The organism is Sphaerisporangium sp. NPDC005289 (assembly GCF_040607455.1).
GTDB classification, from domain to species: Bacteria; Actinomycetota; Actinomycetes; order Streptosporangiales; family Streptosporangiaceae; genus Sphaerisporangium; species Sphaerisporangium rhizosphaerae.
The window spans coordinates 78,657-101,640 of record NZ_JBEXGS010000028.1; the positions used below are offsets into that span (position 1 = coordinate 78,657).

The 22,984-nt window shown below is 74.1% G+C and carries 15 protein-coding genes; 7 read left to right on the forward strand and 8 right to left on the reverse strand.

Annotated elements, in window-relative coordinates:
* The first annotated feature begins 90 nt into the window (after positions 1-90).
* The 6 genes from ABZT47_RS34610 to ABZT47_RS34635 all read left to right on the forward strand — a co-directional run bounded on the left by ABZT47_RS34610 (position 91) and on the right by ABZT47_RS34635 (position 9,954).
* Positions 91-1,893: a lectin gene (locus ABZT47_RS34610; RefSeq protein ID WP_354851823.1), complete on the forward strand. Its 1,803-nt coding sequence runs from the start codon at positions 91-93 to the stop codon at positions 1,891-1,893.
* A gap of 238 nt (positions 1,894-2,131) precedes the next feature.
* Positions 2,132-3,064, forward strand: a complete 933-nt coding sequence (locus ABZT47_RS34615) for an ABC transporter ATP-binding protein (protein WP_354851825.1) — start codon at positions 2,132-2,134, stop codon at positions 3,062-3,064.
* On the forward strand, positions 3,061-3,765 hold the full coding sequence (locus ABZT47_RS34620) for an ABC transporter ATP-binding protein (protein ID WP_354851827.1): 705 nt from the start codon (positions 3,061-3,063) through the stop codon (positions 3,763-3,765). The genes ABZT47_RS34615 and ABZT47_RS34620 overlap by 4 nt, the downstream gene beginning before the upstream one ends.
* The gene (locus tag ABZT47_RS34625) at positions 3,762-3,896 is read left to right on the forward strand and encodes a hypothetical protein (RefSeq protein ID WP_354851828.1); all 135 of its coding nucleotides are present in this window, start codon (positions 3,762-3,764) and stop codon (positions 3,894-3,896) included. Before ABZT47_RS34620 ends, ABZT47_RS34625 begins: the two co-directional genes overlap by 4 nt.
* A gap of 2 nt (positions 3,897-3,898) precedes the next feature.
* Entirely contained in the window at positions 3,899-7,129 is a 3,231-nt protein-coding gene (locus tag ABZT47_RS34630) for a permease (protein WP_354851830.1), read from the forward strand.
* Complete coding sequence (locus tag ABZT47_RS34635) at positions 7,126-9,954, forward strand: FtsX-like permease family protein (RefSeq protein WP_354851832.1); 2,829 nt, start codon at positions 7,126-7,128, stop codon at positions 9,952-9,954. The genes ABZT47_RS34630 and ABZT47_RS34635 overlap by 4 nt, the downstream gene beginning before the upstream one ends.
* Before the next feature lie 68 nt (positions 9,955-10,022).
* Here the strand turns inward: ABZT47_RS34635 and ABZT47_RS34640 are convergent, their stop codons facing one another.
* From ABZT47_RS34640 to ABZT47_RS34650, 3 genes are read right to left on the reverse strand one after another with little or no spacing between them, the layout of a single operon-like run.
* Positions 10,023-10,754 carry an SDR family oxidoreductase gene (locus ABZT47_RS34640; RefSeq protein WP_354851834.1) on the reverse strand — a complete coding sequence of 244 codons (732 nt, stop codon included), beginning with the start codon at positions 10,752-10,754 and terminating at the stop codon, positions 10,023-10,025.
* Positions 10,755-10,805: 51 nt separating this feature from the next.
* Positions 10,806-11,015, reverse strand: coding sequence for a hypothetical protein (locus tag ABZT47_RS34645; protein ID WP_354851836.1), 210 nt, complete (start codon positions 11,013-11,015; stop codon positions 10,806-10,808).
* A 36-nt stretch (positions 11,016-11,051) separates the two neighbouring features.
* On the reverse strand, positions 11,052-12,260 hold the full coding sequence (locus tag ABZT47_RS34650) for a low temperature requirement protein A (RefSeq protein ID WP_354851838.1): 1,209 nt from the start codon (positions 12,258-12,260) through the stop codon (positions 11,052-11,054).
* A 230-nt stretch (positions 12,261-12,490) separates the two neighbouring features.
* Between ABZT47_RS34650 and ABZT47_RS34655 the strand changes: the two genes are divergently transcribed.
* Positions 12,491-13,255 carry an SDR family oxidoreductase gene (locus ABZT47_RS34655; protein WP_354851840.1) on the forward strand — a complete coding sequence of 255 codons (765 nt, stop codon included), beginning with the start codon at positions 12,491-12,493 and terminating at the stop codon, positions 13,253-13,255.
* A 49-nt stretch (positions 13,256-13,304) separates the two neighbouring features.
* Here the strand turns inward: ABZT47_RS34655 and ABZT47_RS34660 are convergent, their stop codons facing one another.
* The 5 genes from ABZT47_RS34660 to ABZT47_RS34680 form a co-directional block, all read right to left on the reverse strand.
* On the reverse strand, positions 13,305-14,768 hold the full coding sequence (locus tag ABZT47_RS34660; RefSeq protein ID WP_354851842.1) for an RICIN domain-containing protein: 1,464 nt from the start codon (positions 14,766-14,768) through the stop codon (positions 13,305-13,307).
* A 200-nt stretch (positions 14,769-14,968) separates the two neighbouring features.
* The gene (locus ABZT47_RS34665; RefSeq protein WP_354851844.1) at positions 14,969-17,284 is read right to left on the reverse strand and encodes a hypothetical protein; all 2,316 of its coding nucleotides are present in this window, start codon (positions 17,282-17,284) and stop codon (positions 14,969-14,971) included.
* Positions 17,285-17,299: 15 nt separating this feature from the next.
* Positions 17,300-19,516, reverse strand: a complete 2,217-nt coding sequence (locus ABZT47_RS34670; RefSeq protein WP_354851846.1) for a hypothetical protein — start codon at positions 19,514-19,516, stop codon at positions 17,300-17,302.
* Positions 19,517-19,528: 12 nt separating this feature from the next.
* A complete protein-coding gene (locus ABZT47_RS34675) occupies positions 19,529-21,649 on the reverse strand; it encodes a hypothetical protein (RefSeq protein WP_354851848.1) in 2,121 nt (706 codons plus the stop codon).
* A gap of 72 nt (positions 21,650-21,721) precedes the next feature.
* Positions 21,722-22,981 (reverse strand): hypothetical protein, encoded by a 1,260-nt coding sequence (locus tag ABZT47_RS34680; protein ID WP_354851850.1) that lies wholly within the window; start codon positions 22,979-22,981, stop codon positions 21,722-21,724.
* Between the last annotated feature and the right edge of the window lie 3 nt (positions 22,982-22,984).

The window sequence follows — 22,984 nt, forward strand, 5'->3', positions numbered from 1 at the left end:
CCATCTCGCCCGGAGATCCGGCGGCGGAATTGTTAGCGCTAACAGCGTCGGCCGGCCCCCGGCGGAGCCTGGTACCCGAAGGAGCTACGGATGCGACTACGCAGAGCCGCACGGCCACCGTCCCGCGCCGCCATCACGAGCGTCCGGTTCCGCCCGGCCCGCCTCGGGCTGCGGCTGCTGGTCGCCGCGCATCTGGCCATCCTCACGGTGGCATCGGCCGGATGGGCGCTCGCCGACACGGCGCACACCACGGGAAGGGCGGACACCACGGACGCAGCGCAGGCGGGAGCGGCCGCCGCCGCGTCCCCGGTGACGACGCCGCCGATGGGCTGGGCATCCTGGAACACCTTCGCGGCCCAGATCAACTACAACGTGATCAAGGCGCAGACGGACGCCATGGTGTCCTCGGGGATGAAGGACGCCGGCTACCAGTACGTCAACATCGACGAGGGCTGGTGGCAGGGCACCCGGGACGGCTCGGGCAACATCACCGTGGACACCAATGAGTGGCCCGGCGGGATGAAGGCGATCGCCGACTACATCCACAGCAAGGGTCTCAAGGCCGGCATCTACACCGACGCCGGCCGCGACGGGTGCGGCTACTACTACCCCACCGGGCGTCCGGCGGCGCCGGGCAGCGGCAGCGAGGGCCATTACGACCAGGACTTCCTGGCGTTCTCCCAGTGGGGCTTCGACTTCGTCAAGGTCGACTGGTGCGGCGGCAACGCCGAGGGCCTGGACTCCCAGCGCACCTACCAGGCCATCAGCGACGCGATCGGCAGGGCCACCGCGCAGACCGGCCGGCCGATGGTGCTGTCGGTCTGCAACTGGGGCAACCAGAGCCCGTGGAACTGGGCGCCCGCCATGTCCACGATGTGGCGCACCAGCGGCGACATCATCTACTGGGGGCAGAGCGCGTCGATGGACCGCGTGCTGGCCAACTTCGACTCCGCCCAGCACCCGAGCGCCCAGAGCCCCGGCCGCTACAACGACCCCGACATGCTCATCGTCGGCATGCCGAGCTTCACGGCCGCCCAGAACCGCACCCACATGGGGCTGTGGGCGATCTCTGGCGCGCCGCTGCTGGCCGGCAACAACCTCGCCACGATGAGCGCCGAGACCAGGGCCATCCTGACCAACCGGGAGGTGCTGGCCGTCGACCAGGACGCGCTCGGCCGGCAGGGCGTGAAGGTGGCCGAGGACCAGACCGGGCGCCAGGTGTACAGCAAGGTCCTGTCGGGCACCGGACGGCGGGCGGTGCTGCTGCTCAACCGCACCACCTCCGCCGCCTCCATCACCGCCCGCTGGTCCGATCTCGGCCTCACCGGCGCGGCCACCGTGCGCAACCTGTGGACGGCGACCGACGCGGGCACCTTCACCGGTTCCTACACCGTCACCGTCCCCGCGCGTGAGGCGGTCCTGATCACCGTCACCGGCGGCGGGAGCACGCCCTCCCCGACCCCGAGCGCGACGCCGACCGCGACGCCGACGCCGACGCCGACCACCGGCGCGGGGGCGATCAAGAGCGTGAGCTCGGGCCGGTGCCTCGACGTTTCGGGCGCGTCCCAGACCAACGGGTCCGCGGCCCAGATCTGGGACTGCAACGGGCAGGCCAACCAGCAGTGGACGCCGACCGCCTCCGGTGAGCTGCGGGTGTACGGCGGCAAGTGCCTGGATGTGTCCAACCGGGCCACGGCCAACCGCTCCCCGGTGGTCATCTGGGACTGCAACGGGCAGAACAACCAGCAGTGGCGGTTCAACTCCGACGGCACCATCACCGCCGTCGGCGCGAACAAGTGCCTGGACGTGCCCGACAACGCGTCCGCCAACGGCACGAAACTCGTGATCTGGGACTGCAACGGCGGCGCCAACCAACGCTGGACCCGCACCTGAGCCCACCCCGCGTCCCGCCTCGCCCCCGCCCCCACCGGCGCGGGGGCGGGCGCGGGCCCCGCGGCGCGAAACCATCGACCGGCCGCCGGCCGTCCTCGCGGCGACGCCGGCCATGCCACCGGTCGCTCCATGCTCCGGGCGCCGGAGGCCCCGCGCCCCTCCGGCGGCTGACGGCCGGGAGGGCGGAGGCTATAGAGTCTGGCCGGAGTCAGCGCGACGCCGGGCCGAAGGAGCGGGAATGCCTATCACGCCGCTGTCCCTGCCGCAGCCGCCCGCGCGCGCGCCGGAGTACGGGCAGGACGCGCTGATCGTCTGCGAGAGCCTGGTGCGCATCTACCAGTCGGGGTCGGTCGAGGTGCAGGCGCTGCAGGGGCTCGACCTGGCCGTGGAGGAGGGCGAGATGATCGCCGTCGTCGGGGCGTCCGGGTCGGGCAAGTCGACGTTGCTGTCCATCCTCGCCGGCATCGACGCCCCCACCGCCGGCCGGGCGCGCGTCGACCGGTGGAATCTGCTGGCGATGTCCCGTGCCGACCGCGTGCGCTACCGGCGGCACACCGTGGGATTCGTCCGGCAGCAGACGGCCGCCAACCTCATCCCCTACCTGACCGCGCGGCAGATGGTCGACCTGCCGATGACCGCGGCCCGCACGCCGGCCAGGGCCCGGCGCGCCCGCGCCGCCGAACTGCTGGAAGCCCTCGGCGTCGCCGGCTGCGCCGACCGGCGTCCCGCGCAGATGTCCGGCGGGCAGCAGATGCGGGTCGCCATCGCGGTGGCCCTCGCCAACCGGCCCCGCGTCCTGCTGGCCGACGAACCGACCGGCGAGCTGGACACCGCCACCTCCGCCGAGGTCTTCGCGACGCTGCGGGACGTCAACCGGCGGCTCGGGGTCACCGTCGTCATCGTGACCCACGATCCCGAGGTCAGCGGCCAGGTCGAGCGCACCGTGGCGATCCGCGACGGGCGCACCAGCAGCGAGGTGCTGCGCCGCACGGCCACCGGCACCGACGGCGGCACGCGGGTGATCGCCGAGGAGTACGCGGTGATGGACCGCGCCGGGCGGGTGCAGGTGCCGCGCGACTACCGCGAGGCGCTGGCGCTGACCAGACGGGTCCGGCTCGCGCTGGAGGCCGACCACGTCGCGATCCACCCCGACCTCGGCGCGGACGCGTGAGCGCCGTTCCCGGCGCCGGGCCGCTGCTGTCGGTGCGCGGCGTCCACCGGCGCTTCGGCACCGGGCCGGCCGCCGTCCACGCCCTGCGCGAGGTGTCGTTCGACCTGGCCCCAGGCACCATGGCCGCCCTCATCGGCCGCTCGGGCAGCGGCAAGACCACCCTGCTCAACGTCATCGGCGGCCTGGACCGCCCGGACGCCGGCACCGTCCTGGTCGACGGCGCCGAGGTCACCGCCCTGGACGAGGACGGCCTGTCGCTGTTACGGCGCGAGAAGGTCGCCTACGTGTTCCAGACGTTCGGCCTGATCCCGGTGCTGTCGGCGGCGGAGAACATCGGCGCCCCGTTGCGGCTGGCCCGCGTCGCCCCGGCGGAGCGCGAGCGCCGCGTCGAGCTGTTGCTGGAGCTGGTGGGCCTGGCCGGCCACGCCCAGCAGCGTCCGGACGAGCTGTCCGGCGGCCAGCGGCAACGGGTGGCGATCGCCCGCGCCCTGGCCGCCTCGCCGCGACTGCTGATCGCCGACGAGCCGACCGGGCAACTGGACGCCGAGACCGGCCTGTCGGTGATGGCGCTCCTGCGCGGGGTCGTGGAGTCCGAGGGCGTCACGGCGCTGGTGTCCACCCACGATCCGACGATGATCGCGCTCGCGGACAGAGTGATGCGCATCAACGACGGCCGCCTCGACGAGCGGGAGGCCTCGTGACCGCCATCGCGCGGGCCGTCGCGATTGAGCCCTCCACCGCCGGGGACGCGGCGGGGTCGCCGGCCGTCCGGCTCGGCGCGGGCGAGATCGTCGGCCGGACCGGCGCGGTGGTCGTGAGCCGCCCGTGTTGAGGATGCTCCTCCCGCGGGCCCGGGCGCAGTGGCCCCTGCTGGCGGCGCTGCTGGCGGTCGTCATGATCGGCCCCACCGTGCTCGGCACGTGCGCCCTGCTGGTCACCCGCACCGCCGAACAGGCGCTGGAGGTCGCCGCCTCCCGCGCCGCCCCCGACGAGGTCCAGGTCACGGCCTACGCCGTCACCGTCCGCGGCCCGGACGCGCGGTCGGTCGCCGACGACACCCGGGGTGTGCTCACCTCGGCGCTCACCCCGTTCGCCGCGACGACGGCGGCGCGCGCGTCCTCGGTGATGCGCTCGCTCGCGCCGGCGGGCGGCGGGCGGAACGGCGTACCGGCCGAGGGCTATCTGTCGGGTGTGGAGCGCCTGCCGGCCCAGGCCGAATTGGTCGACGGCCGCTGGCCGCGGCCCGCGGCCGGCGCCGCGGCTCCGGCGGCGCCTCTCGAGGCCGTGGTGTTCGAGCCGACCGCGCGGCTGCTCGGCCTCGCCCTCGGCAGCCGCGTCCGCCTCGGCGCCGAGCTGTCCAGCGACTCCGCCCCGCCGGTCGAGGTGAGCGTCGTCGGCGTCGTGCGCCCGCGGCCGGGCGCCGGCTGGGAGCGCGATCCGCTCGCCGCCGCCGGCTACGACCTCGCCTACAACGACGGCCGCTCCCAGCAGCCGGTCCACGCCTACGGGCCGTTCGTCGTCGACCTGGCCGACCTGCTCGCCGGCGGCTCGACGATCGACCGGCTGGAGATCACCGCCCACCCCGACCTGTCCGCGCCCACCAGCCGCGACCTGGACACCGTCGCCGGATCCGTGCTCGGGGCCGACCGCCGGCTGGGGCGCGTCCTCGGTGACCGGGTGCAGATCGAGCGCGTCGCCTCCCGGCTGCCGTTGACCCTGCGGGCAGCGCGGGAGCAGCAGCAGGTCACCGCGGCCACCGTGCTCGCCGTCGCCGTCCTCGCCATCGCCCTGACCGCGGCCGCCCTCGCCCTGGCCGGCCGGCTCACCGCCGGCGTGCGCGCCGGCGAGACCGCCCTGCTGTCCGCCCTCGGCGCCGGTCGCGGCCGGCTCGCCGGCGTCGCGGCCGCCGAGGCCGGCGCGCTGACCGTCCTCGCCGTCGCGCTCGCGGTCCCCGCCTCCTCCGCGCTGCACGCCGGCCTGACCCACCTGCCGCCGATGGCGGGCGCGGGGCTCGCCGCCTCCGTGGACGTGACCGGCGCACAGGTGCTCGCCGTTACCGGCGGCACGCTGGCGCTCGCGGTGATGCTCGTCGTCCCCGCGCTCCGGCCCGCCGCCGCGGCCGGCGAGGGCCGCCACCGGCGGGAGCTGCTGGCCCGCTCCGGCGCCGACCTGGCGCTCGTGGCGTTCGCCGCCGCGGGCTGGTGGCAGCTGCACTCCCAGCCGGCCGGCTCCGATCCCCGCGCCGACGCGGTCCGCGTGCTCGCTCCGGCGCTGCTTCTCACCGCGGGCGCCGCGCTGGCGCTGCGCCTGGCGCTGCCCGCCCTGCGGGTCGCCGACCGGCTGGCGCGGCGGGCCCGCGGGCTGGTGGTCCCGCTGGCCGCCTTCGAGGCCGCCAGGCGGCCGCAGGCGGTGGCCGCGGGCCTGCTGGTGGGCCTGGCCTGCGCGGCCGGCACCTTCGGCACGGCCTTCGAGGCCACCTGGCAGCGCTCGCAGCACGACCAGGCCGACCTGTCCGTCGGCACGGACCTCGCCCTCGCGCTCACCGCCCCGCCGGCCGCCGGGCAGGGCGCCGCCGTCGCCGCGGCCACCGCGGGAACGGTGAGCCCGGTCACCGACCGCGGGGTGGCGGTCGGGCAGTGGCTGGGCAACGCCGGGGACGCGTTGCGGCTGGTCGCCGTGGACACCACCCGCGCCGAGGCCCTGCTGCGCGGCCGGCTCGACGACGGCCGGAGCTGGCGGGAGGTGGGCGCCGCCCTCGCGCCGCGGGAGCGGGCCGCCGGCGTCCCCGTCCCGGCCGGCGCGCGGTTCACCCTCACCGGGACGGCGAGCGGCGGAGCCCGGCTGAGCGTGACGCCCTGGGTGCTGTTGCAGGACGCCACGGGGCTGCGCACTCCCTGCACCGGCGCCCCCGTCCCGCTCGACGGCCGTGCGCACCCGCTGCCCCCCTGCGCGACGGCCGCAGGGCAGCGGCTGGTCGCGGTGTCGCTTCCGTTCACGCCCGGCCAGGACGGGCCGGGCGGCATCAGCGCCTTCGGCTACGCGGTCGAGCCCCCGCCCGGCGAGAGCCGCGTCGCCGTGACGCTCACGATGCCGGGGGACGCGTCCTCCGCCGGCGCGGCCGCCAGGTCGTCCTGGACCGCCACCTCCGCCGAGCCCATTCCCGGGCAGCTCGGCAACCCGGCCGCCGCCCTCACCGCCACCTCCGAGGGCGCCCGGCTGACGATGACGACGACCGTCACCTTCCGAGGGCCGCCGGAGGCGGCCCGGACGCTGGTGGCCACCGCCTTCCCGGCCCCTGGGCCGGTGCCCGTGGCCGTCTCGGGACGCTTCGCCGGGGAGGCCGGAGCCCGGCCCGGCTCACGGCTCAGCCTCACCATCGGCACCACGGCCGTCCCGATCCGCGTCACCGAGGTGCTGCCCACCGTTCCTTCCGCCCCAGGGGCCGCCGCCATCCTGGCCGACCTGGACGCCCTCTCCCGCGCCCTGGTGGTCGGCGGCGACCTGGTATCCCCGGTGAACGCCTGGTGGGTGGGCCGCCCCACCCACGGCGACGCCGCCGCGCGCGCCTCCGCCCTGAACCTCGGCACCGTCACCACCCGCGCCGCCGAGACCGCCCGCCTGGCCGGCGGCCCGCTGCGCGCCGGAGTGCCGGCCGCGCTCCGGCTGCTGGTTTTGGCCTCGGGCCTGCTGCTGCTCGTCGGCGTCGTCCTGCACGTGACCTGCGACCTGCAGGTCCGCGCCGTGGAGGTGGCGCGGCTGCGGGGCATCGGCATGGTGCGGCGCGAGATCCGCACCATGCTGCTCGGCCAGCACGTCGGCGTCCTGCTGCCCCTGATCGCGGCCGGCGGGGCCGTCGGCGCGCTCGCCACCCACGCCGTCGCACCTCTGCTCATCCGCTCCGACACCGGCGCCGCGCCCGTCCCGGACGCCCTGCCGAGCTGGCCGTGGCCCGCCGAGGCGGCCCTGCTCGCCCTGCTGCCGGCCCTGTGTGCGCTCGCGGTGACCGTCGTGGTCACCGTGCAGGCCCGGCGCGCCGACGCCGCCCACCTGCGGGTGGCGTCGTGACCGGCCGCACCGCGCAGCGGCCGCCGGACGCGCCGCCCGCGCGGCGGCGCGCCGCCCGCTGGTGGCCGCCGGGCCTGCACTGGCCCAGCGTCCGCGGCCGTGCCCTCGCCGACGCCGGTCCCCTGCTGCTGGCCGCCGCCGTCGTGGTGGTCGTCACCCTGCTCGCCGGCGCCGTGCCACCGCTGCTGCGCGCCACCGCCGACGCCGCCGTCCGGGACGCGGTCGGCCGCGACGCCGACGACGACCTGGTGGTGCGGGCCCGCTGGGAGGACGACGGCGGCCCGAACGGCGGCCGGGTCCGCCTTCCCCGGCTCGCCGAGGACGTCGGCGACTTCCGCGACCGGGCCGCCGACGCGCTGACTCCTCGCCTGCGCGCCGCGCTGCGCCCGCCCCTGGCGACCGTCGCCAGCACGCCACTGAAGATCACCGATGGCAGCGTGCTGCGCACCTTCCAGCTCGCCTACCTCGCCGCGGGCGACGGCGAGGACGGCGGGCCGCGCGTGACCTGGATCGCGGGCCGCGCGCCCGAGCCGTCCACCCGTTGGGGCGACTACACCGAGGTGGGCTACGACTCGCCGCCGTGGCCGGTGCAGGTCGGTCTGTCGGAGGCCGACGCCGCGGCGCTCAAGGCGCGGCCCGGCACGCGCATCCCGCTCGCGGACGAAAACGGCCTGGTCAAGGACGTGCGGGTCAGCGGCGTCTTCCGCCCGGCCGACGCCGCCGATCCCGCCTGGGCGCGCTTCCCGTGGCTGCTGCGCCCCGTGGCCGGCGCGGACGGCATCGGCACGACCCGGCTCGCCGGGCTGCTGTCCCCCACCTCGCTGCCCGACGCCCGCCTCGCCCTGGACCAGGACCAGTTGCAGCGCGCCGTCCGGTTCACCCCGGACGCGCCGAAGTTCTCCTGGGACTCCACCGAGCCGATCGCGGCCTCCGTGGTCGCCCTGAAGGCCGCCTCCGGCTCCTCAGGGGCCCGCGACGTCTCGCTGAAATGGGAGACGCGGCTCGACGCCGTGCTGTGGAAGGTCCAGACCCAGGTGAACGCCTCGTTCGCGCAGGCGTCGGTCCTGCTCACCGGGGTCGTGGCCGCCGCGATCCTGGTCCTGCTGCTCGCCGCCGACCTGCTGGCCCGCCGCCGCGCCCCGGCGCTGGCCGCCGCGCGGCGACGGGGGGCGGCCCTGCCGGTCCTGTGCGCCGAACTGCTGCTGGAGTCCGCGGTCGTGGCGCTGGCGGCCGTCGCGGCCGGGCTCGCCCTGGCACACGCGATCGCCCGCGATGCCTCCTGGGGGTGGGCGGTCCCCGTCGTCCTGGCCGCTGCCGCCGCCGGCCCGGCGTTCGGCACGCTCGCCGCCGCCCGGGCCACCCGCGATCGGCGCGTCCCGGCCAACCGGGCCGCGCGCCTCTGGGTCCGCCGCACCGGCCTGCTGCGCCGCGCCACCTTCGAGGCCGCGGTGGTGACCGCCGCGGCCGCCGCCTTCGTCGCGCTGTACCAGCGCGGAATCGTCCCTGCCGGTGACACGGCCGGTGCCGCGGCCGGCGCCGGGTCGGCCTCAGACGGTGGGCTCGCGCTGCCCGCGAGCGCGCCCGCCCTTGGGATAATCGCCGTCACACTTCTGCTGCTGCGGCTGCTGCCCGCCGGGACGCGCTTCGCGCTCAACCGGGCGCTGCGCTCGCGCCGCCCGCTGGCGGTGTTCGGCGCCGCGCGGGCCGCCGCGGCGTCCGCGCGCCTGCTGCCGCTGCTGGTGCTGGTGACCTCCACGGCCCTGGCGTCGTTCGCGCTCATCCTGGAGGCCACCGCCTCCCAGAGCCTGACGGACGGGGCGTGGCGCACCGTGGGCGCCGACGCCCGCCTCGACGTCTCCTCCTCCGCCGCGGCCTCCACGCCCGCGCTGGTCCGGCGCGTCGCCGCCGCGCCGGGGGTGCGGCAGGCCGTCGCCGGGCGGGTGGACGACACGACGCGCGTCTCCGCCGACTCCGAGATCGTCCTGCCGCGCCTGGTCGTCGTGGACGCCTCCGCCTTCCAGCGGCTGCTGGCCGCGACCCCGCTGCGGGACGACGCTTCGCAGCTCTCCCGGCTCACGGCGCCGGGTCACGCGGGCGTCCCCGCGCTGGTGCGCTCGGGCGACGGCGGCCTGCGTCCCGGAATGCGGCTGGACCTGCTCAGGGACGCCGCCCCGGCCGTCCGGCTCACCGCGGTCGGCACGGCGCCCCCCGCCGGCGACGCCGACGACGTGGTCATCGTGGACGCGGGAGCCCTCGCCGCCGCGGGGATGCCGTCGGTGCCGAACACGATCTGGGTGAACGGCCCCGGGGCGGCGCGGGCGGTGGCCACCGGCGCCGTCGCGGCCAAGGCCGTGGTGCGCGCGGAGGTGGAGCGCGCGCGCCGCGCGGCGCCGCTGACCTCGGGCCTGCTGTGGTCGGCGTGGGCCTCGGCCGCGACCCTGCTCGCCCTCGGGTTGCTGGCGCTGGCCCTCGGCGCCGCCGCGAGCGCGCCTGATCGGTGGCAGACCCTGACCCGGTTGCGGACGCTCGGTCTGCGGCCGCGGGACGCCCGCTGGGTCGCCGCGGGCGAACTGCTGCCGCCGGTGGTGGTCGCCGCCGTGACCGGCCCGTTGCTCGGGCTGCTGGTCGCGCGTCTCGCGGCCGGCCCGCTGGCGCTGCGGCTGGTCACCGGCCAGGCCACCGACCCGGCCCCGGCGCCGCCTTGGTGGCGGCTCGGCCTGCTGGCCCTCGCGCTGACGGCGGCGGTCACCGCGGTGGTGCCGATCGAGTCGGCGCTGCGACGCCGCCGGCGGCTGGGCGAGGTCCTGCGCGCGGGCGAGGGATAGCCGCCGGCGTCCTCCGCGCGGGCGACGGACGGCCGCGGGCAGGCGGGCGGGGCGCGGCGTCCGGCGGGTTACTTCAGCCAGTCGGTGTAGTGGGTGGGGGCGATGCGGGCGCCGGGCTTGGTGGTCAGGACGTCGCCGTGGACGGCGGCGAACATGCCCGCGGTGTCGTCGGTGGTCACCGACCGCTCGTCGCCCTTGATGCGCAGGGTGAGGCGGCCCAGTTCGTCCAGCGAATAGGTGTCGGGCCCGCCGACGTTCAGGGTGCCGTTCAGCGGGGTTCCGGCGGCCACGTCGGCGACGGCCGCGGCGACCTCGGCCGCGGCGATCGGCTGGATGGGGGTGCGGGGAAGGCGGACGGTCTTCTCGTCGGCGGTCCAGGACAGGACGGCGTCGACGAACTCCATGAACTGGGTGGCGCGGACGATGGAGTACGGCACGGGCCCGGCCTTGAGGAGGTCCTCCTGCAGGACCTTGGCCCGGTAGTAGTCCAGGTCGGGCACCTGGTCGGCGCCGACGATGGACAGGATGACGAAGTGCCCGGCGCCCGCCTTCGCGGCCGCGGCCAGGAGGTTGTCCATCGAGGTCTGGAAGAAGGCGAGGGAGGCCTCGTCGAAGGTCGGGGAGTTGGTCAGGTTGACCACCACGTCGGCGCCGGCCAGCGCCTCGTCCACGCCCTGGCCGGTGAGGATGTCGACCCCGGTGGACAGCGAGTGCGGCACCGCCTGGTGCCCGGCCGCGTTCAGGTCCTGGACGACCTGCGAGCCGATCAGCCCGGTTCCGCCGATGACTGCGAACTTCATGATATTTACTACCTTCCTAGATGGTGATCCGCTGATCCGGGGCGTGGGCGCTCAGTCGCGTCCCTCCAGCGCCTCGACGGCGCCGAGCAGCCCTCGCAGGCCGATCTCCTCACGCTCGGCCTCGGCCGGGTCGAACAGCCAGTCGGTGACCGGCAGGTCCAGGGCCTCCTCGGAGTGGCTCTCCTCGACCAGCGTCACCTCCTCCTCGATCTCGATCCGCAGCTCGTACAGGGATCGGTTCTCGCCGCTCGAAGTGCTCATCTCGGCTCCATGCGTGGGTTGCCGTCCGGTCGGCAGCTAAGACCGGCCGGCCCCGGGCCCTGTGACAGCCTCACCGGTATTTCTTCCGCGGGCCCCGCCGCGGGTGACGGTGACGGCGACCAGCAGGACGCAGGTGCCGGCGATCGCCGCGATCACGGCGGCCACGCCGATCAGGGACGTCGCGAGCGGCAGCGCCAGGATGACGATGACGCAGCCCGCGACCGCGACGGGGTTCGTGACGGGTCGCGCCATGACCAGCGCGTGCACCGCCCACAGCAGCGCCAGGCACACCCCGACCGGGACGGCGACGGCGTAGCCGGAGGTCAGCGGCGAGACGGCCGCCTCGTGGCCGGTGCGCTCCACCGCCACCTCCAGCCCGGCGCCGAGGGCGGCCAGGGCCGCGAAGATGCCGTAGTGGCCGTAGCCCCACAGGTAGGACCGGTGACGGCGGTCGCTGAGCCCTTCTCCCGCCTGGACGAGGAAGTACAGCCACCAGAGCGCGAACAGCAGCACCAGGCCGGAGAAGGCGATGACCACGAAAGGAGTGCCGATCTCCCCCGCCTCGAGCGCCCCTCCGACTCCCCGGCTGGCGGCCAGGACGCTCTCGCCGAGCAGGATGATGGTGAACAGTCCGTAGCGCTCGGCGATGTGGTGCGGGTGCCAGGTGGTGGCGCCGCTCCGCTCGGCCCATCGCGGCACCGCCAGCTCCACCAGGGCCAGGGCGGCGAAGAACGGCAGGCCGAACGACGAGGGCAGGACGCCGGTGTCCATGAGGAGGTAGCGCAGTATCCACCCCACCTGCGCCAGGCCGATGCCCGCGGCGTAGCGCAGCCCGGTGCGGCGGCGCGCCGGGTCCTCCAGGCCGGCCCGCAGCCACTGGCCGACGAGCGCCGTGCGCATGATGAGGTACCCCAGCGTGACGACACCGTAGTCGGCGTGGTCGGCCGCCGCCGGCACACCGGCGGCCAGCACCAGCACGCCGGCCATCTGCACCATGGTCAGCAGCCGGTAGGCGACGTCGTCGGTGTCGTAGGACGATGCGAACCAGGTGAAGTTCATCCACGCCCACCAGATCGCGAAGAACACCTGGAGGAACGGGATCACTCCCGCCAGGGCATGGCCGTCCGCGACGCCGTGCGCGAACTGGGCGGTGAGGGCGGCGACCGCGACCACGAAGGTGAGGTCGAACAGCAGCTCGAGCTGGCTGGACACGCGGTGCGGCTCGTCGATCGGACGAGCGCTCATCCGGACCCGGATCCGCATGGTGGTGCCGGTCGGTGGCAAGGTCTGGCTCCCGTCGCTCCGTACGTCCCTGGCGCCTGAGACCGGACGGCCCGCCGATCTGTGACACCGTGCCGTCGCGAGCGCCGTTCCCCCAGCATTGTCACAGGTCGCGGCGGTGTCCTGTCCTAGCTGGCGACCGCACCGCGACGAAGGCCGATTCGCCGCGACGCCTCAGACGAACGGAGCCCCACGTGACCGTCCCGCCCACCGGCCGCCTTCAGGACCGCGTCGCGATCGTGACCGGAGCGGGGTCCGGGATCGGCCGCGCCACCGCGGTCGCCCTCGCCCGCGCCGGCGCGCACGTGCTCGGCGTCGGACGCCGGGCCGAGGCCCTGCGCCGGACCGCCGGCGAGCACCCCGGCATCGTCCCGCTGCCCGCCGACATCACCGCCGACGGCACGCCGAACGCGGTCGTCGAGGCGGCCATCGGACGATGGGGCCGCCTGGACGTCCTGGTCAACAACGCCGGAGCCACCGAGGTCATGCCGCTGGCCGACACCGACGCCCGGCGCGTGGCCGCACTGCTGGCCCTCAACGTCACCGCGCCCAGCCTGTTCGCCCACGCCGCCCTGCCGCACCTGCGCGCCGGCCGCGGCACGATCATCAACCTCTCCAGCACCTACGGCCACCGCCCCCTGCCGGGCGCCGCCCACTACGCCGCCACCAAGGCCGCCGTGGAACAGCTGACCCGCAGTTGGGCGCTGGAACTGGCCGCCGACGGCGTCCGCGTCAACGCGCTGGCCCCCGGGCCCACCGAGAGCGAGGCGCTGGCCGCCGCCGGACTGCCCGACGCCGTCGTCGAGCGGATCAAGCGCGACGAGATCGCCCGCATCCCGCTCGGCCGCCGGGGCACGCCCGAAGAGGTGGCCGCCTGGATCGTCCACCTCGCCGACCCGGCCGCCGCCTGGGTCACCGGCCAGGTCCTGGCCGTGGACGGCGGCCTGAACCTGGCCTGACCGGCCGGGACGGTGACGCGGGGCGTCGTCGGAGGCGGTGCGCCCGGGCTCAGGACTGGGTGCGGCTCCACTGCTGGTTGGCGCCGCCGCCGCAGGTGTACTGCTGGATGTCGGCGTTGTCGGCGGTGGAGGAGCTCACCACGTCCAGGCACTTGCCGCTGTGCCGCGCCCTGAGCTGGAAGTAGCCACCGCCGGCGTCGACCCACTGCCACTGCTGGTTGGTCCCACCGCCGCAGGTGTACTGGATGATGTTCGCCCCGTCGGCCGTGGAGGCGTTGGCGACGTCCAGGCACTTGCCGCTGCCCACGCTGACCACCCGGTAGTAGCCGCTGCCGGCGTCCTGGAACTGCCAGCGCTGGTTGCCGCCGCCGTTCCAGGTGTACTGCCGCACCTCGGCGTTGTTCGCCGTCGACGCGTTCGCCACGTCCATCACCTTGCCGCTGTGCCGGGCGGTGAGCCGGTAGGAGGTGACGGCGCCGCTGCCCGAGATCTCGCCGGTGGCGACGTCGACGGTGATCTGCGGGTAGTAGGTCAGGCTCATGCTGGTGTCGGACGGGAAGCTGATCGGCAGCCAGACGTACTGGGAGTCGTTCACCGGCCCGCCCCAGGCGCCGGCCCAGCGGTCGCCCATGTAGAGGTACCCGGTGGTCGAGGAGCCCTGGATGGGCAGGACGTAGGCCGGCTGGGAGCTGTAGGTCGTGCCGTCGCCGACGTTGGTCCAGCCGGTCCACGGCCCGGAGATGCTCGGCGCGGTCGCGTAGCGCGCCTGGTTCGGGCTCCAGCCGGTCGCCGCCGAGCTCAGCATGAAGTAGACGTTCCCCCGCTTGAACAGGGCCGGGGCCTCGCGCTTGGCGTCGTTCCAGAAGTTGCCCACGACCGAGCTCACGTTCAGGTAGTCCGAGGTGAGCCGGTAGATCATCAGGTCGTTGTTCTCGTCCGCCGCCGAGATCATGTAGGCGGTGCCGTTGTCGTTGTACAGCGTGATGTCGCGCGACATGTACTGGCCGAGCGGGCGGAAGCTGCCGTGGTAGGTGTAGTCGCCGTCGACGGTCGCGGAGGAGGCGACGGCGGCGCGCGCCTCGTTGTAGTTGGAGCCGTTCTCCTTGTGCATCCACATGACGTATCTGCCGGTGGAGGCGTTGTAGATGACCTTCGGCCGCTCGATGTTGGAAACGTTGAGCTCGGACGCCGACGACCGGGTGAGCACGTCGCGGCGGAACTCCCAGTGGCTCAGGTCGGTGGACCGGTAGGCCGAGACCGCGCGGAAGGTGCCGTCGGGATTGCGGTTCTCACCGAACCAGTAGTAGTAGTCGCCCACCTTCAGCACCCCGCCCCCATGGGCGTGCAGCACGTTCCCACTGGTGTCGCGGAACTGGGTGCCGTTGGTGACGGTCACCGCGGCCGCGCCGGCCGGCGCGGCGGGGCCGACGAGGGCGGCGGCGAGCAGGACGACGGCCGCGACCACCCGCCACAGGCCCGGGCCGCGAACAGCGAGCCTGGGGGGGAAGCTCATGTTCATGCTGATCGGCATCTCTCTGTCCGGGGGCGGAACGGTTCGACTGCCGAGAGTGTTAACGCTCTCATCCAAGGCTGTCAACGTCCGGCCCCGCGGCGTGACCCGCCCACGACGGCCATGAGCAGGACATGAGCGAGATGCCGCCGCCGCCGCGGAAGGAAAGATTCATGACGGCCTGCCCCCCCCTGCCACGGGCCTCAGGGGGGCGAGATCAGGACGAGCGTGTCGGTGGTGGAGACGAACGGGGTCCGCCGCACCTGTCCGTCCGGCGCGACGAAGGTGAAGCGATGACAAAAGTCGCGCACCTTCGGGTCGCGCAGGGCGATGTGGGCCTGGGTCGTCGTGGTGTGTGATCCGGGCAGTTCGACGCGCAGCTCACGGTGGTAGCCGGAGGCCGCGTCGTCATAGGTCAGCTCGACGAAGACCGTGCGCACGCCCGCGCCGCCGTCCCAGGAGGGGACCAGGAGCAGGTCCAGGCGCCCGGGGAACGGATCGACCACGGCGACCCGCGTCTCGGTGGCGGTGCGCGGCTCCACGGCGATGACCGATCCGTCGACCAGGGTGTGGGTGAAGGAGTAGGTGTAGGCGCCGGCCAGGCGCGTGTCGGAGCGCACCCGCCAGTGCTGCGTCGCGCCGTCGGGCCGCACGACGAGGGTCTTCTCCTGCGTCCACCCGTTCGGGTCGCGGTAGGCGAGGTGCACGTCGGTGAAGGCGATCGCCCCCGGGTCGAGGTCGGCGGGTTCGACCGTGACGTCCAGGAACCCGAGCCGCAGCGAGGGGTCCAGGTCGAGGGTGCGGTCCTCGGTCTCGCCGGCGAACCGGTAGGCGGTCTCCCGCGCCGCCCACCCGGCCTCCCCCCGGAAGTTGTACTCGATGACGTAGCGGTAGGCCGTGTCCAGCGCGGGGTTGACGTAGACGCCGAAGCCGCGGTCGGCGGAGTCGTTCGCGTCGAAGACGAAGGTCGCGCGCTTGGGCCCGCCGGGGTCGGTCGGCCGCCCGTACTCCAGGGCCACGCTGATGCTGCGCAGACCCAGGGCGGTGAAGTCGACGCCGCACTGCATCGTGACCGTGAACTCGCGGAAGAAGGGGTCGTCCAGATCCACCTCGACGAAGTGGCCAGGACCCGCGAGCGTCCCGGCGAGCAGGCCGAAGAAGCCCTGCGGAGCGTGGATCCGCTGGACGGCCTCGGCCCGGTCGAGCGTCAGCGTGACCCGCTTGAGCTCCTCCTGGCGCACGTAACGCAGCTTGCACGACACCAGCGCGGGGTCGGCGCCGCCCGCGGCCGCCTGAGCGCCGGCCGGCGAGGTGCCCGCGAGTGGTGCGACGGCCGGTGCCCTGCCCGGTACGGACGCCGTGGCGCCGGTCCCCGGCGGCGGAGGAGGCGGGGGCGGCGGCGGTTGCACGGCGCCCGGCCCGCCCGTGGGTGGCGCACCGACGGGCGGGGGCGGAGGGGGCGGTCCTCCCGAGGCGGTGGGCGAGGACCCGGCAGGCGGCGCTCCGGCGGCGCCCGCGGGAGCGGCGCCCATGCCCGCCGGTCCGGCACCCGGAACACCGCCCGCCGGAGCGGCCGCCGCGCCGGGCGGAACACCGCCACTCGTGCCCGTCCCCGCCGGGCTCCCCGGGACGCCGGCGGTCCCGGACATCGGATGCGTGGCGGCCGGCGTCCCGGACGAGGACGACGGGGCCGTCCCGGTGGTGGAGACGGGCTGGCCGGACGGGCTGAGCGAGGGCTCGAACCACTCGGCGAGCAGCTTGTCGCGGAAGAAGTCCAGAGCCCACTGCTCCTGCTGCGCGCGTTCGCCGCCGGGCACGAAGTCGGCCACCTCGATCGTGATGACCCCGTCCTGCACGAGCTTCTGGAAGGCGGCCTCGATGCCGGCCCGCACCCAGTACACCTGGACGTTCAGCCCGAGCGACAGCTCCTGGTAGACCCGCGACAGCTCGGCGCTGATCCTGACGTGCAGCGCCGGGCGCAGCGCCGTGAAGCGCAGCTTGTAGATGACCCCGACCGGCGCGCCTCCCTGATCGAACACCTGGCGCATGACGGTGGCCCCGGCGGTGGACAGGGTGAGGCTGAAGATCGCCTTGTTGTCGCCGAACAGCGAGGGCACGGCCGCGCCGAGGATCTCCTCCACGGCCGCGAACGCGCCGGTGTCCCGCGTGCCCGCGGGTCCCTGTACGTTGAGCGCCACGCACTGCACCTCGCCGTCGTCGAACGGCACCGGGCTGAGCACCGGTTCGGGGGCGAAGCGCCGCAACTCGCCGAGGATCCGGCGCCGGACGTCCTCGTCCAGGCGCAGGTCCACCTCGAACATCAGGAAGCCGCCGCCCTTGGCCCCGCCCGCCACGGCGGCCGGCTTGTAGACGACGAGCGTGAACGCCGGCTCGTCGTCGCCGGGCCGCTCGGACAGGCGCACCGGGGCAGGAAGGTACCAGAACAGACTCGGGTCGGCGTGGTCCCGGAAGACCGTGACGCCGTCGATGACGAGGGAGCTCGCGCCCAGCTGCAGCATGCGGCCTCCAGAAGATCAGTCGAAGGTGAGCGCGAGGACGGTGGACCGCGAGCCGCTCCAGTCCACGGTGCGGACGCGCCCGTTGGTGTAGCGGACGAGCGCCTGGTAGCGGTAGGCGGGGTCGGCCGCGTCGAAGTGCAGCTCCTGGGGAGGACCGCCCGGGGTGAAGGTCAGCTCGCCCAGCGGGGTGTCCGCGCCGGGCGGTGCGAACGTCACGGCCACATCGCGCACTTTCGCGCCAAGGGCGGCCCGGACCAGGACCACCTGGTGGGGCGTCATGCCGGGGTCGACGAGCAGGGTGGGCTCGGTCGTGGCGGAGGGCCCGACCCGCACGGCGCCTCCGTCCGCGCGCAGCACGATGGCCCGCCACTCGATCCTGCGCAGGTAGGGGTCGCGCAGGTCGACGCCGAAGGTCCCGGTGGGCGACATGCCGGACAGTTGCAGGGTCCGTTCCTCGCGCACGCCGTTCGCGGCGTCCTCGTAGGTTATTTCGACCAGGACCTGGGTCACCTCGGCCCAGGCCACCTGGGCGATGACGAGCAGGGCCCGCTTGGCCGGGAACGGGTCGCGCACCCGCACCTCGGCGACGGTCGTGGTGGTCCAGGCGGTCTCGTGGTCCTGGCTCCCCTTCGCCACGTACCGCAGGCGGTGGTCGAACGCGGGTGAGGCGCCGGCGGGGACGTACAGCGGGTAGTCCCACGCCGGGACGCCGCTGGTGAGCCTGATCGTGGCGGTCTGCTCTACCCCGTGCTCGGGGGCGCGGTGGCGCAGCGACACCTCCACGGCCGACCAGTGGTCCCAGGGCACCTCCTCGGCCCTGATCTGGACGGTCACGATCGCGAACAGCGCGTCGGTGAAGACCTCCCAGACCTCGCCCTCCACCACCTTTGGCGGAAGGGACAGTTGGGAGGGCCTGCGCAGGTTCTCGACCTGGCCGAGGTGCACGGTGGCGGTGGCCCGCACGGGCATGACCATGCGGTCGCCGTCGACGACCGAGGGCCAGTCGACGTCGGCGTCGGCCTTCCCCGCGTCCAGGACGACGTTCTTGACGCGGTCCCCGTACCGTAGTTCGGCGTCGACCGACACCACGTGGCCGCGCGGGAAGTCGACCCGGGACAGGACGCGCACCTTGCGGCGCTGGAACCACGGATGCTCGGTGTCGACGTCCATGACGAACTCCCCGATCGGCCTGCCGGACGCGCGGATCGCCTCGCCGATCCCGGCGAGGTGCGCCTGCGGGTTGATCGTGCGGCGGACGGCGGTGCGCTCGCTCATGGTCACCGTGAGCCGTTTGGCGTCGAGGCGGGAGTAGTGGGTCTTGTTGTAGGTGAACGAGGGGAACAGCCCGCCTCCGGTGACCGCGCCATGGTGCATCGAGTCCAGGAACGCCGTCACGTCGCTCACGTCGCGCGGCGGCCGGGAGGGGTCGATCGACGGGGTGAAGAAGGCGTCGGTGATCATGTCGCGGACCTCGGCCAGGGCCTGGTCACGGCGGGTGATGACGCCCTTGGCGTCGGCGCCCTCGGGAACGAACAGGTCCGACTCCAGCGTGATGGCGCGGCTCTCGACCAGCGAGTCGACGCACTCCAGGATCTGGGTCGAGTAGAAGATCTGGTCGCCGGTGAACTCGGTGTCCAGCCGCTCCTGCACCCGGTTCCAGTCGATGTTCAGCCGGACGGCGTAGGCGGGCCGCAGGGCGAGGTAGTCCAGGGAGTAGACCACCCCGACGGGCATCAGCTCGCCGTCCAGCATCCGCTTGATCATGACGGCGCCCTCTGAGTCGAGCAGCACCGAGAAGACCGCCCGGTCGTCCCCGTAGAGGCTGGGCTTGGCCGAGTGGACGGCGTTCACGACGAACCGGGCGGGCGCGCCGGCCGGCACGGCGAGGTCCTGGCCGATCATCATCAGCCGGACGGTGCCGTCCTCCAGGGGGACCGGCCCCAGCCGTGGCGTGCCGGGCAGCCGCATCGTGCGCTGGATCTCGTCGGCGACCGCCCGCAGCAGCGCGTCGTCCACCCGCAGGTCGACGTCGAAGTTGAGCAGCCCGCCGGTCCGCTCGCCGCCGGAGCGGAACCACAGCAGGGAGAACGCGGGGATCTCCCGCCCGTCGTCGCCGGGGCGGACCGAGACGCGGGGCTGGAGCGGCAGGTAGTACCACTGGAGCGGGTCGGCGTGGTCGCCGAAGACCGAGACGCCCTTGACGATGAGGTAGGGCGGGTTCAGGTACAGCATGCGGGCGGCACCTCAGGCGGGAGGAAGGGCGGGCAGCACGAGCTGCGCGTTGTCCGACGAGCGCTCAGGGACGGCCCGTTCGGTCTGGTCCTTCATGTAGTAGGTGGCCGACCAGCGGTACCGGCGCTCGGACGGGGCGGTCAGCTCGACACGCCAGGGCTCCGGCCTGTCCCCCGGGCGCAACAGGACGTCGTAGAACTGGTCGTCGCCGTACCGCAGCTCGACCGTGACCAGCGCCACCTGGGTGAAGTCCACCCGGTCCGGGACGATCCTCACCTCCATCAAGGCGCCGAAGCTCTCGCCGACGACGAAGCTGCCCCCCGCAAGGACCGTGGGCGGGATCCGCTCGACGGAGCCGTCGTAGCGGCGGATGTACCCGCTGTAGGTGATCTCGCCGGCCTTGAGGTCGATGACCGGCACCTCCCAGTCGAAGCTGGTGTCGCCCTTGCGGAGCTCGACGGTCTCGGCGACCGAGTAGTCGTTGCCCGCGTCGGCGTAGGAAAGGTCCACCGAGATGGTCTCGATCTCGGCGGTCAGGTCACCGGTGGCGCTGATGTGGACCTTCCTGAGCTCGTGGAAGGGGGTGTTCACGTAGATGCGCCGGACCGTCTCCAGCCAGGTGGTCGTGAGCGTCCGGCCCTCCGCGTCGTGGTACTCGATGCGGTACCTGACCGGCCCGCGGCGCGGCTCGTAGATGGGCTCGCGCAGCGAGTACTTCTTGTTGTCGGCGGTGACGGCGTACTGCTCCTCGATCTCCGGGCCGGTGGACGGCGTGTAGCGGACGGTCACCAGGGCGAGCGGGAACTTGGCCGGCTCGATGGCGCCCGCCTCGATATCCACCATCAGCAGGCCGGTGTCGTCCACGTTGAGGGTGATCTCACCGCCCTTGCCGGGCAGGTTCGGCGGCGACTCGTACGCCCGTGCCGCGCCCTTGAAGTTGACCCGGTACTGGTAGGTGAACTCGTCGGGGCCCCCGTCCTTGAAGCAGGTGAAGGTCTGGACGTCGTCCTCCTTGGCGAAGTGCATGTCGCCGCTGTGCCTGCCCTGGTAGTCGATGTGCAGGTCCACGCTGTGGATGGACAGCGCCTCGAAGTCGGCGTTGACCCGCGCCTTGACCTCCAGCCTGCGGAAGAAGGGGTGGTCGAGGTCGATCTCCTTGAAGTACTCGTTCAGGGCGCCGGGCCCGACGATGGAGACGATGTTGGGCAGGGTGCCCTGCGGGTTGGCGGGCCAGAGCGCGGCGGCGTTCTCCGTGATCGTGTAGGAGAAGCTGTCGATCTTGATCTTGTGGTACTCGCGGCGGATGGTCTCGTAGTCCTCGAGGACCGTCTGGTCGCCCTCGTAGCGGCCGAGCTGCTCCAGCATCTTCTTGGCGGTGGTGTCCTCCAGCGTGCGGATGAGGCTCTGGCGGATCTGCTCCTTGGCGCGCTCGTCGGCCCCGCCGCCCGAGGTGATCGTCACATTGAGGATCTCCTTGCTCCAGATGCTCTCCCTGATCTTGTTGAGGAACTCGTCGCTTCCGCAGCCCGCGTCGTCCTTGGCCTCCTGCACGAAGTCGTAGTACTTGGCGGAGTCGAAGCCGGCGGTGCCGGTCAGCGGAGGCAGGCGCGCCCACGCGCTCATCTCGTAGGAGACCTGGACGACCCCCCCGAGCCCCTTCATCGCCGCCTCGAACAGCACGGCGCCGTCCTCGGTGAGCTCGACGGTGAACGGCGTGATGTTCTTGCCGAACAACGACGGGCCGGCCGGGTTGGACACCGACGTCACGAACCCGCCGGCGGAGCCGGCGAGGTTGAGCTTGGCCGTGCCCTTGGCCCACTGGACGGCGCCGAGGCGCACCAGTTCCGGCCGGCCCCTGGCCGCGGTCACCTGCCGCCTGAGCTCCTCCAGGACCGCCTCGCGCTTGGCGTCGGTGAGGCTGAACTCCACGTCGAAGGTCGCGAAGCCTCCGCCGAAGGTCCCGTCGGGGCGCTTCCTCGGAGACCGGTAACGCTGGAACAGGAACACGAGCTTGCCGTCGTCGTCGACCCGGAACCTCGGCTGGTCCGGAATCGCGTAGAACACGTGCGGGTCGGTGTCGTCGCTGTGCACCTCCACGCCGGCGATGGTCTGCACCAGGTCCGTCCGCATCATGTCGGGCCTCCGTGGGTCGGGTCAGAGGGACTCAGGGTGGGTCGGGGCGGCCGGGGAAGCCGGTGCCGGCTTTCAGAGGACGAGGTCGGGTGCCGCCGATCGCAGGAAGGACGGCGCGGCGAGCGTGGAGGGCGTCACGTTCAGCCCGGTCACCAGCAGTTCGCCGGACAGGCCGGGGGCACGGCTGACGACGTACCAGGAGGTGGTCCAGCCGTCGTCGCCCAGTTCGATCGTGCGGCGCTCGGAGGTGCCCTCGCCGCTCGGCTGGTAGTGGACCTCCGCCTCGACCCGCGTCGCGCCCCGGTCCCGGAGTGCGGTGGCGTCGACGCTGACCTCGGCCAGTCCGAGGTCGGCGGCGGTGAGGGTCCAGCCGGAGGCGCCTGCCCGCACCGCGCACCTGTAGGCGGGGCCTCCGGTGAGGTAGGAGGTCACCGCCGTCAGCTCCCCGTCGCAGACGATCTCGGCGGGCCGATCGAAGGGGGGCGGCAGCACGGCCACGGCGTCGCCGCAGCGCGCCTCGATCTGGGCGACGGGAGCCCGCGAGGCGTCGAAGCCGACGCCGACCGGCTTGGTCCCGGGCGGGGCGGCCTGGCGCTCCTCGGGTTTCTCGTACTCGTAGACGTGCCCCTCGGGGGCGCCGCGGATCCAGGCGCCGACGTCGGCCGTGCGGGCGAGGGGGTCGGCGGACGGCTGCCGCACGGTCGCGGAGACCCGCAGGACGACGTCGGACGCGGGCCCCGCGGCGCGCGCCTCGGCCAGCCGCGCCTCGGCCAGCCGGTCGGCGGCGGCGATGACCGCGGGGTCGCAGCCGGGCAGATGGAGGCGGCGCCGGGTCACCTCTCCCCCGGGCGCGGCGGCCAGCACGGTGGAGGCGGTGTGCCCCCGCGCCAGCTCGCCGCTCAGCCGCACCGACAGCAGGCCGGGCTCCCCCAGGCAGGCCCTGCGCACCGCGCCGAGATGCTCGGCGGGGACGTTCACGGACAGGGCCGCGGAGAAGGGCGGGGTGCCTGAGGGCGTGACGCGGCCGAGTTCGTGCTCGGAGCCGTCGCCGGCCCGCACCCAGGCGGACACCGACAGCGCGGTCAGCGCGGCCGCGGTCACCCGCAGCTCGCCGGGGGATCCACCCAGATCCGCCGCGACGGCGGCCAGGCCGGCGGACAGCTCCGCCTCGCCGGGCCACCACACCGTGCCTAGGGTGAGCAGGCCGGTGTCGCCGGAGGCGATCAGCGTCACCATCGGGGTGCCCGAGGGCGTCATGGCCGGCTGGAGATCTCCCGGCACGACGTGCACGATCGCGGAATCGGCGTCGTCCAGGAAGAAGGCGTTCGGCACATC